Origin of the sequence: Methylobacterium sp. Leaf108 (assembly GCF_001423265.1) — a bacterium.
GTDB lineage: Bacteria > Pseudomonadota > Alphaproteobacteria > Rhizobiales > Beijerinckiaceae > Methylobacterium.
The window spans coordinates 90,764-105,134 of the sequence record NZ_LMND01000002.1 but is presented as its reverse complement, the minus strand read 5'-3'; the positions used below and the strand labels follow the sequence as shown (position 1 = coordinate 105,134).

The window sequence follows — 14,371 nt, the reverse complement described above, 5'->3', positions numbered from 1 at the left end:
AGCCCCGCCCACAGGAGGCGCATCCATGAAGACCGTCACCATCCTCTCGGATTTCTCGGGCTACCCCAACGGCAAGGACGAGCGCGTCTTCGCCAAGGGCGACGAGCCCGAGCTATCCGTCGCCTACGCCGACCTCCTCGTAGGCAAGGGCCTCGCCCGCGAGGTCGCCACCCCCAAGAGCCCGGTGAAGGCCGAGCCCGCCACCCCCGCACAGAAGGACGCCGACGCGTGAAGCTCTCCTCCCTCAAAGTCGATGCCGCCAAGATCGAGGGCGGTGCCTGGGTCGGGAATATCCCCGAGATGGGTGACCTCAGGCTGAAAGTCTGCGGCCTGCAGAACGCCCGCTTTCGCCGACTCCAGAGCAAGCTGACCGATGCAATCCCGCGCGCCAAGCGCCAGGGTGGTCGGATCGACCCCGACGAGATGGACCGCGTCACCGCAATCTGTCTGCGCGAAACCGTGCTGATGGACTGGGGCGGCCTGGAGAACGAGGACGGCTCGCCGCTGCCCTATTCCAAGGAGGTGGCCGGAGAGTACCTGACCAAGCCGGAGTTCCGGCGCTTCCGCGAAGCCGTGATCTATGCGGCCAGCGTCGTCGGCGAGGACGATGCGGAGGCGGACAAGGCCGACGAGGGAAACTCGCCGACCGCCTCCGCTGGTCCCTAAAATGGGCTGACCACCTGCAATGGCTGCAAGCCGAGGTCGAGGCCGACCCGGATTTCCAGCCCAAGGCGCTCCTCGAACAGCCGGACCTCTGGCCTCACCTGCAGTTCGCGAGTGATGCCTTTTCGGACCTCTCCTCCGATCGTCCGATCGGCGCCATGGGAGGCTGCGGGCCTATCCCATGGTCCGCCATTGATCGCTATGCCGAGCGGTACGGGATCGACGACCTGGACGAGTTCGAGCGGTTTCGTCGGTTCATCCGGGGGCAGGATCGGGTCTACCTGGAACGCGCCGCGGAGGAGGCGAAGGGCAAGGCCTGATCAGGCCATTGCGCCAGGAAGGTCGACGCTCACAACGCCGACGACGGCATCCTTCGCGTCTTCCTGGAAGGAAGGATCGGTGCGCAGTTCGGTCAGAGTCCGCACGGTCGGAATGGCGTCGCCGTCCTCTGCCATACCGCCAAGATGGAAGACCAGCATATTCGTCGCCTTGCGGTAGAGAACGTCCAGATCGCCAGCCGCTGTCGTGGCGCCGGGGAAGTCGGGAAACGAGGCGCCGAACGTGCCGGCGTCTTCGTGAATGAGCATGACAACCTGAGCCATGGATGCCTCCGGTTTTGATCGTTAGGCCATCACCCGACGGCGCCAGCCCTCCGGTGCGGGAAGCCGTTCATGAGCGGCGGCGAGGGCTTCGAGCCATGAGGCCACATCCGGCGGCACGGACGCATCGCCGGATGCCCAGCGCCTCACTAGGCGGTCGTCGCAAGCAAGCGCGTCGGAGAGGCCCCGCTGCGACCAGCGCAGCAATGAAAGGACGTTGCGAAGGCGGTCTGCAGTCATTGGAGAGCGTACCTTCCGAAAGCCATTCCAGCCGCAAAGAGACCGGCCCCAGCAAGGCCGCCCGTGAGGGCGACCAAGCCAAGAAACACATCCTCCCGGCTCATGGCCCGAGGAGCTTCACGAACGCCGCTCCGGCTCCGAAGAACGCCGCCGCCGCTGCACCGCCAGCGGTAAACAGCTGCCACGGCGCAAGGGAGCGATCCCGCTCCAGCTTAGCCGCTTCAGCGATGAGCTTCTTCTGCTCGGCCACGAACTTCTGAGTCTCCTCAAGGGAGCGCATGACGCGAGCGACCTGTTCGGCCATGTCGAGCGAGGAGGCAGGAGCAGAGGTATCGGCCATCGGGGTATTCCCTCAATCCGGCCGGGGACAACCCCTCGGCCATGTCCGCAATATGAGGGAGCGTAGTAGGAAAGTCAAGAGCGGTGTTGCGGCCGGCAATCCGTCCGTCGCGAAGGCGTCTCGACTAAGGATCAGCAGTTAGGGTTTGGCTGACGGGGGCGTTGGCGTAGGCAGCGTAGACGACGACACAGCGGGCGCGGGCATCACCGCTCTGCTTGGCTCAGCGAACTTGGTGAGGGCGAAGGCCAGTCCCGCAACGCCAGCGAGAAGCCCGCCCATGATCGCAAGCGTTTGCCACACGTTCGGGATTGAAGAGACCTTGCCGGCAAGCTCCCGCACTTCGGCAGAGGATGCTTTCGAATCGAGCTTAGCTTCCATGCCGGTCAGGCGCCCTTCGATTGCACCTAAGCGCTCAGCTGACTTCAGGCCGAACGAGTTCACTAACTCGGTGAGCCTGTCGATTTTACCGTCCATTTTCTCGAAGCCCTTCTCCAGGGCAGCTACGCGACGAGCAATGTCATCCATTTGACCACCTCCGTCGCCTCCACCGTTTGATGTAGGGCTATGCGCGGCGTTGCGATCTGTCCCTGTGGTAAGAGCGCCTTCGTTGCCCGAGAATTTGACGACATTATTCATCCGGCATGGTCCTTGGATTATTTTTAATCCACCTAGAAATAATTTCTCTATTAAATAATCTCATATTTGCACAATTTAAACATGACATCATATATATAGTAGATACATTACGCGTACTTTCATCACCAAAATATTTACTTGTGTATATAAGCGAAGGAACGCTTCCATCGGTGTTATCATGGGTCGACCAATCATTAGACCCGCATAATTCGCAAGCAGCAACGACCTTGCGATCTAAAAAAAACCGCGAAAGATCATCAAATGATATGTGTGTGTATGCAAGTTGACGTCTAGTTTCATCCGTCGCCATCAGTTCGCTCCCTCAGGGTCTTCACGGTGAGGAAGAAGGCCTTGGCCGGTGAGCCAGTCGCGGAGGATGTAGCGAATTGCCTCGGCACGAGCCGGGGGCTCAGCCTGAGCTAGGCGCCATTCATCAATGGCATCGACAAGGTCCGCCGGCATTCGGACACCCTGATGAGGGGTGACCCCCGTAGCGGGACGCCCTCTCTTTTTATGGGTATCAGGAATTGACATCAGCATAATTCCTGGGTATCACAAAAACAGGCCGGACGGAAGGGTGCAACCTTCGATCCGGCCCTAACCACCAACCGCACCGGGAGTGCAGTTCATGGCTACCAGCCCCATTATCATGGGCGCGGATCGCTTGCATTCGCGCAAAACGCAAACAGGTCCTGTAACTCGCGCCATAGCGGCGATGCACAACGAGCCCGCCCCACCGCGGCGCGGTTTCCTCCGCGGGCTTCTTTCGCTCTCTCTCGTCGGCGGCAGCGTGGCACTTATCGGTGCGCCGAGCGCGGTCGCCTCGCCCATCACCGATGACCTCCTCGACAGCTACGATGCGTGGCTGGAGTACGAGCGCCGGTGGCTCCAATGGGAGCGTCACGGCAACTCCGACGTCGGCTACCGGCTGTCGAAGCCTTTCGCGAGCGAGATCGCTGGCTGGGAGCAGTTCGACATGATCCCGTTCGCCAACGGCGGGGTTCGTTTCCACGGCCGAGACGAGCCTCCGGCTTCGACCCGTGCCGCGCTCGTTCTGAGCGCAGTCGGGTGCGACTGGCGCCGCTGAGCGCCGCTTAACCAGCACCAAGTTCCGGCCCCGCCAGGGCCGGTAGAGCGCGACCTGAAGTTCCGAGCTTCCTCGGCGCTGGCGGTCGCATGTCGACCACCCGTGCGCGTTCCGGGCCCTGGCGGGCCGGCGCCGAGGAGACCTATCATGGCAATGGCGAAGAAAGAGACGACGGCGCTCGAAATCCCGCGCCTGGACGTTCAGCTGATGGAGGTGACGATCGTCGGCGACTCGCCGCTCATCGTTCACGCATGGTCTGTGAAGGCCAAGCGCGAGATGCTTCAGAAGCAGATGAAGAAGGCAAAGGCCGGACGCGAGGCGAAGGACCCCAAAAAGGACTTCGAAGACTCGATGTACCGTATGGAGGACGGTGGCTACGGGTTCCCGAGCGTTGGTCTGAAGGCTGCGGCGGTCGAGGCGGCCATGTCGGTGTCCGGCATCACCAAGGCTGCGGCCCGGCGGGCATTCCACGTCCTCGGCGAGGACATCGACGTCGAGGGCGCGTTCGAGGGCGTGAAGATGCGCCAGAACCTCGTGAGGATTGAAGGCGGCGCGCCCAGGATGCGGGAGGACATGGTCCGCGTCGGCATGGGTACGGCCGACCTCCGTTACCGCGCCGAGTTCTCGCCCTGGTTCGCCAAGGTACTGGTCCGGTTCAACGCGGGCTTGCTCTCTCCCGAGCAGATCATGAACCTCTTCAACACCGCCGGGTTCTCAACCGGCGTCGGCGAGTGGCGGCCGGAGAAGGACGGCCAGTACGGCATGTTCCACGTGGCTACGGAGGGTGAGATCGAACGGATCACCGCCGACCTCGAGCCCGCACGAAAGGCCGCGTGATGCAGATCGCCGGCTTCGAGTTTTCGGAGGGTGCCCGCTTCCAGCCCGGCGCTCCCAGTGATGCCAACGCTGTTGGCGCCCACATCGAACTGCTGCGGGAGAGGTGCAAAGGCGAACTGACCCCGCAGGATATCCTCGACGATGCCCGGCACAACAACAGCCCGCTCCACGCCTACTTCGAGTGGAGCGATACCGCTGCTGCCGAGGCTTACCGGCTTCAGCAGGCACGGGGCCTGATCCGGGCCGTGGTGGCGATCTACGTCCAGCCGGACAGGCCGGCACAGCGGATGAAGGCCTACGTCCACATCCCGGAGAAGGGCGCGCCGCACTACCGGGAGACAGGGCACGCCATGTCTCAGGCCAAGACACGTCAGATGGTGCTGACGCGGGCTTGGAACGAGCTTCAGGCGTGGAGGCAGCGATACAAGGATCTGAAGGAGTTCAGCGCCCTGTTCGAAGCCGCCGATGAGGTCGCAAAACGGTTGCCTAAAGGCCCGAAGCGGTAGCTACTTCTTCTTGCCGCCCGAGGGCTTCGACGTCGGCTTGGACGCTTTTCTCCCTTGGGGCTTGCTTGTTTCCCTATCCTTGCGGATTTCACTTTTCTGACCCTGGTTGCCTCCGTCGCTTTTCTTGCCAGTCTCGGTCTGCTTGGGATGAGTATGAATGTCCACGATCGAGCCCCTTAAGCCGTCGGATCTCGCCGGCGCCGACATACAGATCAAGGAAGAGATCAAACGGCAAGCGGAGGCTTTTCTCGCCGCCCAGTTGCAGTCGGGCATTGCAGCTGATCAGCGTGCCATGTCGTTCGTAAGCCTCATGGCGGCTGCGGCCGTCGTGGTGGCCGGAGGCGGGGCGGCGCTTCTGCTTGGAACGCCCGTTCGGCCGTTTCTGGGCTGGGTGTGCATCGGCACCGCGACAAGTTTTGCGCTCGCCATGGGGGCTGCTGTAGAGACCGCCAAACCTGTTGACTTTCACTATGTTGGCGGAGCACCAAAAGACTGGAAAGATGATTTATCCAATCGGATCACCTACGAAGATGCACTGGCCGAATTCATTATAAATCTTGGCGATCGCATAAAATTCAACAAAAAAATCTTGGAAACGAATGCGCTATGGATGTGGCGCGCTGTAAGAATAGCGTGGGGCGGACTTGGTATTGGTGGGGCCTTAGCAATCGGCGGCCTGTTGTTTAGATAGCGCAGCGGCGCGGAGACCGGACGGCCCGTTCAGGTCTGGCGAGGATCAAGGCAGGGCAGGTACGGCTAGGTACGGTGTGGCAAGGCCAGTCGAGGATTGGCGAGGCAGGCATGGCACGGCATCGCAAGGCTCCGAGAGGAGAGGCGTGTCGAGGCAGGAAAGGCAAGGCGGGTTACGGTGTGTCACCCATCGGTTAGGCAGGCTAGGCGAGGCGAGGCGCGTCAAGCCCCGTCCAGGCATGGTGAGGCGCCACCAGCAGAGTTACAGAGAAGCGGCTGCAATAGCCGCTTCTCTAGCTCTACTTTTAAGGTGTTTTGATTTTCGGAGATCGCTGAGTATTTTCTTGTTTTCCACAATAATATGCTTCACCAAAACCATTTGCTCCCGCCATTCCAGACGATAGGTCAAGAAGCAAAAGGTAATTTCCACCAAGAGCACTTGTTTTGGTCTTCATTTCATTAAGCGCACTATCATATGCCGCGCTGGCAAATAGTCCGCCCATAAGGGAAGACCCCCTAACTTGGTCCAGGCGCTGGCATCCAGAAACCGCCGATTGCTCTTTAACAACTCTAGTCTCGGTTGCTTGGGCGCTCGCACAAGCTGCCGCCCCACACATTGCTACGGTCGCCACCCACCGAACCATTCCCACTCCCTCCCCGTAATCGGCGCGCACCATGGCGCGATGGGGCGGGTTGGTGCAACTTTCGGAGAGCCAGATGAGCGGTCGCGTTTGGTTCTTCGGGGTAGCCGGGAGCGTTGCGGCCGGGCTTCTCCTCGCGGTCCGAGCCGCCCGCCGGAAGCACCTTGAGCGCGAGCATCACATCCTGACGGCAGAGCACGCCCCGTACCTGCCGGAGCAGAGGTCTGCCTTCCTCGTCGAGGAGATGCCGGGCGATCAGGTCACCCGCGAGATGGTGGACGACGATGGCGGCTATTGGCTTCACCAACCAATGGTCACCTTCGCAACTGGTCGCGCTCGTAGGATCCGCGCAGTGCAGCTTCTAGATCGGGACACGACTGGTCCGACGTTCCACCCTGTTGCTGAGCGCGCTCTCTGACGACCGGACACCGGACCGCCATGCGCTCGGGCATCGTGATCTCACGGCCGCTGCCCTTGTAGCGCCAGGACGCCACGGCCCCGCACCGCGGGCATTCAACACGCATCGGCTCGCCCCACTCTCTGATTCGGCGCCCGATCCTACACGTACCCTCCGTTGAAACGACGCCGCCTCTCGCGCAGCGCTTTCGCGTGGAGACTTCATGGTCGCCATCAACTCCCTCACCGTGAACGAAACGCGCTTCGTCTATTCGACGCAGGGCGTGGAGGAGACGCGCGCCAAGACCGATGGCCTCGCTAAGGCGCAGGGCGGGTTGGCCAAGGCCGGCGATGCCGCGGCCGCCTCGAACGAGCGCGTCGAGCGCCGGGTGCGAACCTTGGCCGAGGCGCAGGCCAACTTCCAGCGGCGCACCGAGGCGGCGATCCAGCAGCAGCAGGCTATGGCGGCGGCGAACGACGCGACGGCCCGCTCTGCTGTCCAGGCGGCTGTTGCAGCCCAAAACGCCGCTGCCGAGCGCGAATCTGCCTCGCGACGCGAGGAGAGCGTTCTACGGGCGGCCGGTAAGCTGGCCATTGAGCATCCGTTGCTGGTCGCCGCCGGTGCAACAGCCTCGGCGCGGGCGCTTGCCGGTTTGGCCACTTCGGCGGCGACCTCTCTCGGGTCTGCGTCGCAGGCGACAGCGCGGTATGCGAACGACAACCAGGCGATGGGCCGAAGCGTGGTCACGGCCGCCAACCTTGCATCGCGCGGGCTCGGTGTCGCCGAGGTTGCGGCGACGACCGCCGCCTCTGGCCTGGGCCGGTTCGCCGATGGCGCGACGTCGCTCATCTCAAGGACGGGCCTCCTGGGGCGAGCCCTGGGCGTCGTCTCCCCCTTGCTCGGCCCGATCGCGCTTGCCTTCGCGGCGTTCGATGTCGGCTCGGCTGCCATCCGCAAGGCCGGAGACGACCTCGACAAGCTGATCGCCCTGGGCAAGCGCGCCGAACAGCTCGACGTGTCCGGCCCCTTCCTCAAGCAGTTCACGGGCGTCGGTGCCGCGCTCGGGTTGGAGGTCGATGCGATCAACGCCGCGATCCAGCGGGCCTCGGCTTTCACGCGCGAAAAGTTCGGCGAGAGTAATGGCCTGTCCAAAGCCTTTGCCGACGTCGAGGCAGGCGGGGCGACCGGCCTCTCGTCGCGGGTCAAGGAACAGGCCGAGCTGGCCAAGACCACGGAGGAGCGTATTCGCCTGGCGCTCGCCGGCATGAGCGACCTGGAGGCCAGCGGCCAGCGCCTCGCGGCTCTCAAGATCGGTGATGCGGTGTTCGGCCCGGACTTCACGGACCGCCTCCGCCGGGGCGAAACGAGCGTCGCCCAGATCGTCGCGGACCTCGACAAGGCGAGCGGCCGGGAGGTGCTGCGCCAGGATGACGTGACGCGCGCCGTCGCCCTCGCCCGCGAGATCGAGTCGGTGAAGCGCGAGATCGGTCAAGCGATGGAGACAACCTTCGATTTTTCGAAGGCCGCGCTGGGCCTCAAGGACGTGTGGCTCTCGATCCTCAAGCCCGTTCGTGACGTGACGACGGCCATTGCCGACAGTCTGTCCGGTGGCGACACGGCGACCCTGCGCGTGATCGAGGGGCTTCAGGCCCGCGCCAAGTCGATCCAGGACGTCTCGATCCCGAGGGCGGAAAGCCGTGGGCAGTCGGACATCGTCGCCAACCTGCGCGAGCAGGTCGACGGCTTGCAGTCCGAGATCGACCGTCTCAGCCGGACGATGTCGAGCGCTGTCGACCAGATCAACTCCGACGTCGGGCGCATCCCGCCCGCAGCCGGCTACGTCTCCGATGGTCTCCAGGCCATGTTCAATGCCGCCGAAAACGCAGCGCGTGGGCTGCTCGGCACGGCCGGTGCGGCGCAGGCGACGGGCGCCGCCCTCGACAACGCCGCGATCAAGGCCAGGGGCTTTGCCGATGCACTGAACGCGATCCAGGCCGCCAACCCGGCGCTGTCCGGCACGCTCTCGCTGATGGGCAAGATCGGAGACGTCAACAAAACCGTCCTCGAAGGCACCAAGTCCATTCGCGACGAGTTTGCCGCCGGGAAGATCGGTGACGCCGAGGCGCAGACGCGGATCACCAAGCTCAACGACGAGGCCGCAACCTCGATCAAGGCCCTGCGCGGCGAGGCCGAAAAGCCCATTGCCAGCTACATCCGCGATGCGGAGATCGGTAAGCTAGACGCTCTCGGGCAAAACCTGGCGCGGGCCGGTGATCGTTTTGCCGAGGCTCGGCAGAAGGCTGCCGACTACTATCAGGTCCAGATCGACAGGGCGTCGCCAGAAGCCCGAGGTGCGCTTGAGGTCGAGCGAACCAAGCGACTTGGTGAGATGGACGCTGCTTACAAGCAGGTCCAGGCCACTGCGCGCAACGACGACGCTGAGAAAGGCGCGAAAGCCGCCGGTAAGGCGGCCAAGGATGCCGCTCGCGAGTTCGAGACGTTCCGCGACAAGGCGGCAGAGGCCTACAAGGTTACCAACCCGGCCGACGCCCTACGCAAGCAGGGTGAGGCGCTGCAGAAGGAGCTGGACCAATACCGCGATCAACTATCCAAGACGAACCCCGAATATATTCCGTCTATGGAGGCTAGGATCAAGCTCAACCTTGATGGTAAAGAGCTTGAGACCGTGAAGACCAAGACAGACGATCTCTCGAAAGAGATGACGCGCGCGTTCAGCGGCGTTTTCGACGACATGTTCTCGAATGCCGGCAAAGGCATGAGCGGTTTCTTCGACAGCTTCACCAAGGGGTTCGCCCGCGTGGGCACGAGGGGCATCGAGCAGAGCCTGTTGAAGCCCCTGTTCGAGGGAGGGGCGAACGGGTCGGGCTCCGGCGGGTCGTCGTTCAACTTCGACCGCCTCGGCAAGGCCATTGAGATCGGCTCCGAGAAGGGCTTCTCCGCTGGGTGGGAGGAGCTGACCAAGCCGCGCGCGGGAGCAACATCGGGTGGCAGCGCGCGGTCCGGCGGCTTCGCGTCGTCCGCGCTCGGTGGCGCCTTGTCGTCAGGGTTGGCTGGGGCTTCGATCGGATACCAGTCGCAGTCCCCATTGATCGGAGCGGCAGGCGGCGCGCTTGCCGGCTTTGCGGTCGCTGGCCCGGTTGGCGCGCTCGTTGGAGGGGTCGCGGGTCTCGCTGGTGGCATGAGCAGCAGCAGCAAGGCCAAGGCCGAGAGGAAAAAGGCGATCCAGGCACAGTTAAAGCAGTACGCCGACGAGTACGAGCAGGCGAAATCGCAGATCGCTGCGATCGAGCGAACCTTCCGCGGCGAGGCTACAGGCCGGGTCGGCGGCATGGTCGATGCGGCTCAGGAGCAGGCGCGCTCGGCTGCCGTGACCGCATCGAAGGGCGGGGACCAGGCGCGCGCCGACTCCATCATCCGGGACTTCGAGGCCTACCACGCCCGGCTGGCCGCGATCTTCGTGCGCAGCATTGATGGCACGACCGGCGAGATGAACCGCGGCTTCGGCGTCGGCGGTCCGTTCACGCAGGCGGTCGACGCCGTGGCGGCCCTCGGCGAGAGCTTGAAGGGCTTCGTCAAGGATGTCGGGACCTACACGACGGCCGACCCGGCCACGCTGCAGCGCGCCCAGGCCGCGGCGCGCGAGGCCGCCCTGGCGAGTCTCGACACCGCGAAGGCCGTGTCCACCGTCGAAGGCGAGATGCAGCGCATCCAGGGGACCGCGACCGGCCTCGGCCAGGTGTTGCGGGACCTCGGCATGTCGGCTGACGACGCCGCGACTGCGATCCGCGAGCGCACCGCCAAGGCGATGGACGCGCTGCGGGTAGCCTTCGACCGCGATGTCGCGACGAAGCTCAACGAGGCCACCGGCAAGGGCTACCTCAACGAAGCCTCTGACCTCCTGAAAGAGATCGCGACCCTGAGTGCCGACCGTGCCCTCGTCGGGGGCGATGCCGGCCAGGTCGAGGCCTATCTGCGCGCCGCCGGCCAGAAGATCGTGGACGAGGCCGAGCTGACCGGCGCGGCGTTCGACGACCTCGTGACCCGCTTTCCGACGCTGCAGGGCAAGGTCGTGGAGTTCTCAGCCGCCCTCGACACGGCGGCGGCCAAGGCTGCGGCGGCCACCCGTGCGCTCGGGTTTCAGGATCGGCTGTTCGCCGCCGGCAACGACGCCTCCACGCTGGAGGGGCAGCTTGCGGCCTATGACCGTCAGGCGCGTCGTGAGCGCGAGGAAGAGGTCAAGGCCGGCGGCGAGGCCATTGCCGACCTTGAGGCCGCGCAGCTCGCCGAGCGCCTCAAGATCGTGCGCGATTACAACCAGGCCGCAGCGGAATCGACCCGGCAGACGATGGAGCAGGCGAAGTCGGCCTACGACACGTTCGCCCGGTCGATCCGCGACTTCGTCGACGGCCTGTCCGCCGGCCCGAACAGCACATTATCGCCGGCCGCCCGTCTCGCAGCGGCGCAGTCGACCTATAGCGCCCGGCTCACCGGCGCGAAGACGGGCAACCGGGACGACCTCGACGGGATCACCGGCAACGCGAGTGACCTGCTCGACGCGGCGCGGGATTACTATGGTTCATCGGCCGGCTATCAGGGCGTGCTCAACGCCGTGAAGACGCAGCTGACCGCGCTGCCTAAGCAGGTCTCGGCCGAGCAGTTCATCGTCAACGCCATCGACGCGTCGAAGGCGACCCTCAAAGCGGCGATTGAGGCGAACTCGCCCACGCTGATCTCCGACGCCCTGACCATCAACTTCGACGCCCTCGACACCACGCTCGACGGGCTGCTCGACGTGGCCGAGTTCAAGGCCGGGCTGGGGCCGCTGGCGACGAAGGCGGAGCAGGACGCGGCCGAGCTGCTGTTCAAGGCCATCGACACCAACGGCGACGGCCTGCTGACCAAGACCGAACTGATGCGCGGTCAGCTCCTCACGGCGCTCGCCGCGAACAGCCCGGCGCTCATCGCAACCGCGCTCAACACGAACTTCACCAAGCTCGACACATCGGTCAACGGCCTGCTCGACTACGCCGAGTTCACCGCCGGGCTCGGGCCCCTGGCGACGAAGGCTGAGCAGGATGCGGCCGAAGCCCTGTTCAAGTCGATCGACGAGAACAGCGACGGGATGCTCAGCGCGCTCGAACTGCTGCGCACCGTCCTGAAGACGGCGATCGAGGCCAACAGCCCGGCGGCCCTGGCGACCGCCCTGACGGCCAACTTCGACAAGCTCGACACCAGCGTGAACGGGCAGCTCGACTACAACGAACTGACCTTCGCTATCGGGCACCTGGCCACGGTAAAAGAGCAGGCCGACGCCCGCCGGATCTTCGACGCGATCGACGCGAACGGCGACGGGCAGCTCGACAAGCTCGAACTCGTCCGCGCCCGCGCCGCCGGGATCGAGGTGCAGACCGAAGCGACCAAGACCGCTAGCGAGAGCGCCAACACCATCGCCAACCAGCAGAAGGCCATTCTCGACGCCCAGAGCGTGCTCCTGAAAAGCCTGGAGACGATCGGCACGCAGCAGTCCACGTTCCTCGACGCGATCAAGACCCTCACCACGTCGCAGGAGGCAACCCTTCGCGCGATGAACACGATGGCCGGCACGCAGAAGGATCAGCTGATCGCGCTCAACAATCAGTTCCGCACCGACCCCGTATTCCTGAACGGCACACCGTTGCAGAACAACATGGTCACGGCGCTCAACAAGATCGTCTACAACACGGCGAACACCGTCATCGCCGTAAAGAACAACAACTTCGGATCGGTCGCCTACGCCTCGGGCGGGCTCGTGACCGGGCCCGGCACCGGCACCTCCGACAGCATTCAGTCCCGCCTCTCCAATGGCGAGTTCGTGCTGACGGCCGAGGCGACCCGGCGCATCGGGGTCTCGACGCTCAACGCCATGAACGACAACCGTGGTTTTGACCTGCCGGCGGTCGCCATGCCGGTCCCGATGTCGCTGCCGATGCCGGTCGGCGGGGGCAGCAACAACGCCGCCCTCATCGCCGAGATCCGGGCGCTTCGGGAGGAGGTCGCAGCGCTGCGGGCCGAGCAGCGCGACGGCAACGACATCGCCGAGGCGGGCCACTTGCAGACCATCGGCGCGGTGAAGGGCACGACGGCGGCCGTCGAGGATGGCAACCGCACGGCCTCGCGTCAGCAGCTCCGCAAGACGGGGTAGCCGATGACGATCTACACCGTCGAACTCCAGGCCCATGACGGGTCCGGGGTGGTCTCCCTCTATGCCGCATCGGACCGGTACAACACCGGTCCGACCGACACGCCGGCCGACAAGCACTTCTCGCCGCGGCTAAAGGTGTCGGCCTCGTTCGAGCGAGCCCTGTTCCAGGGGGGCGGCGCCGGCCAGGGCACGCCCGAGATCGGCTTCGGCGAGATCGTCGTCATCAACGCCGACGGCATGCTCGACGCCTGGGCCGACTATGCCTTCGACGGCCGCCCGTGCGTGGTCAAGGCGGTCGAGCCCGGCGGCGCCTACGCGACCGCGACTGTCTTGGTCCGGGGCCGGATCGAGAGCGTCGACGTCACCGACGTGTTCCGCACGATCCGGCTCAGGCTCTACGACCCGCTGATCGACCTGGATCGGCCGCTGCTGACGACCGCCTATGCCGGGACGACCAACGCGGCGGGACAGGGTGCCGAGGGCACCAGCGACCTCGCGGCGACCCTCAAGCCGCGCGTCTATGGCGTGGTTTGGAACATCGCTCCAACCAACGTGAACCCGTTCGAGCTGATCTATCAGGTGTCGGATCGCCCGGTGGCATCGGTCATTGCCTACGACGGCGGGCTGGCGCTGACCAACTCCGGCGACTCGGCGACGGTCGCGGCCCTGACCGCGGCAACGATCCCCGCCGGATCCTACCGGACCTGCCTGGCGCTCGGGCTGATCCGCCTCGGCGGTTCGCCGGCGCGGGCCGTCACGGCCGATGTCGTCGCCGGTGCGGCCCCGACCAACCGCAGCACCGCCCGCATCGTACAGGCCATGCTTGGCGACACCGGCGTTCCGGCCGACTCCATCGACGCCGCCTCGTTCGACGCGCTCCACGCTGCAGCGCCGGCCATCAACGGAATCCGTGTGCAGGGCGACGTGACGGTCATGACCGCCATCGGCCAAGTGCTCCGAGGCGTCGGGGCCTGGATCATCACGACCGCCCAAGGCCTCTATCAGGTCGGCCGGTTCACCGGGCCCACGACGATGCCGGTGGCCTCATTAGCCAACTGGCAGCTGCGCGGCGATGTCGAGCGGCTCGCCACCGGCTCGGACGACACCGGCATCCCGACGTGGCGAGTGGTGGTGCGCTACAAGCCGCTCGGCGTCGTCCAAGGCGAGGGCGATCTTGTCGGTGCGGTATCGGCCGCGCGTCGCGCCGCGAACGCCCAGGCGTGGCGCGAGGCGGCCGCCGAGAACCCGGCCACGCAGGCCCGGTGGCTGACGGCCCGCGTCCTGACTGTCGAGACCGGGCTGGCGAACCTCGTCGAGGCCCAGGCCGAGGCGAACCGCCTGCTCGCCCTGTTCGGGCCCAAGCGGGCGCTCTGGCGGATCCGGGTCGACAGCCGCTTCGCCATCGGGGTGGAGCTCGGGGAGACCGTCTGCCTGACGCTCCCGCGCCACCTGCCGACCGGCGGCCTCTTCGTCGTGACGGGCCGGGTCGACGACGCCAGCGCCAACCGCGTGCAACTCGACCTTTGGGGGTAG

At 65.1% G+C, this 14,371-nt stretch carries 11 protein-coding genes; 8 read left to right on the top strand and 3 right to left on the bottom strand.

The window, feature by feature from the left end:
- The first annotated feature begins 25 nt into the window (after positions 1-25).
- Positions 26-232 carry a hypothetical protein gene (locus tag ASF39_RS04145; protein WP_056281266.1) on the top strand — a complete coding sequence of 69 codons (207 nt, stop codon included), beginning with the start codon at positions 26-28 and terminating at the stop codon, positions 230-232.
- On the top strand, positions 229-666 hold the full coding sequence (locus ASF39_RS04140; protein WP_056281265.1) for a hypothetical protein: 438 nt from the start codon (positions 229-231) through the stop codon (positions 664-666). Before ASF39_RS04145 ends, ASF39_RS04140 begins: the two co-directional genes overlap by 4 nt.
- Positions 667-983: 317 nt before the next feature.
- On the opposite strand, the gene ASF39_RS04135 is transcribed toward ASF39_RS04140, so the two are convergent.
- The 3 genes from ASF39_RS04135 to ASF39_RS21000 all read right to left on the bottom strand — a co-directional run bounded on the left by ASF39_RS04135 (position 984) and on the right by ASF39_RS21000 (position 2,478).
- Positions 984-1,265, bottom strand: coding sequence for a type II toxin-antitoxin system HicB family antitoxin (locus ASF39_RS04135; protein ID WP_056281264.1), 282 nt, complete (start codon positions 1,263-1,265; stop codon positions 984-986).
- Between the two features lie 337 nt (positions 1,266-1,602).
- Positions 1,603-1,842, bottom strand: coding sequence for a hypothetical protein (locus ASF39_RS04130; protein WP_056281263.1), 240 nt, complete (start codon positions 1,840-1,842; stop codon positions 1,603-1,605).
- Between the two features lie 138 nt (positions 1,843-1,980).
- Positions 1,981-2,478: a hypothetical protein gene (locus ASF39_RS21000; RefSeq protein ID WP_156648344.1), complete on the bottom strand. Its 498-nt coding sequence runs from the start codon at positions 2,476-2,478 to the stop codon at positions 1,981-1,983.
- Positions 2,479-3,106: 628 nt separating this feature from the next.
- Here ASF39_RS21000 and ASF39_RS04125 point away from each other — a divergent pair.
- The 6 genes from ASF39_RS04125 to ASF39_RS04100 all read left to right on the top strand — a co-directional run bounded on the left by ASF39_RS04125 (position 3,107) and on the right by ASF39_RS04100 (position 14,371).
- Positions 3,107-3,565: a hypothetical protein gene (locus tag ASF39_RS04125; RefSeq protein WP_156648342.1), complete on the top strand. Its 459-nt coding sequence runs from the start codon at positions 3,107-3,109 to the stop codon at positions 3,563-3,565.
- A 147-nt stretch (positions 3,566-3,712) separates the two neighbouring features.
- On the top strand, positions 3,713-4,402 hold the full coding sequence (locus ASF39_RS04120) for a hypothetical protein (RefSeq protein WP_156648341.1): 690 nt from the start codon (positions 3,713-3,715) through the stop codon (positions 4,400-4,402).
- A complete protein-coding gene (locus tag ASF39_RS04115; RefSeq protein WP_156648339.1) occupies positions 4,399-4,908 on the top strand; it encodes a hypothetical protein in 510 nt (169 codons plus the stop codon). The genes ASF39_RS04120 and ASF39_RS04115 overlap by 4 nt, the downstream gene beginning before the upstream one ends.
- A 157-nt stretch (positions 4,909-5,065) precedes the next feature.
- Positions 5,066-5,599 (top strand): hypothetical protein, encoded by a 534-nt coding sequence (locus ASF39_RS20995; protein ID WP_156648337.1) that lies wholly within the window; start codon positions 5,066-5,068, stop codon positions 5,597-5,599.
- Positions 5,600-6,883: 1,284 nt separating this feature from the next.
- On the top strand, positions 6,884-12,838 hold the full coding sequence (locus tag ASF39_RS04105) for an EF-hand domain-containing protein (RefSeq protein WP_210168651.1): 5,955 nt from the start codon (positions 6,884-6,886) through the stop codon (positions 12,836-12,838).
- 3 nt (positions 12,839-12,841) lie between these two features.
- Complete coding sequence (locus ASF39_RS04100; RefSeq protein ID WP_056281251.1) at positions 12,842-14,371, top strand: hypothetical protein; 1,530 nt, start codon at positions 12,842-12,844, stop codon at positions 14,369-14,371.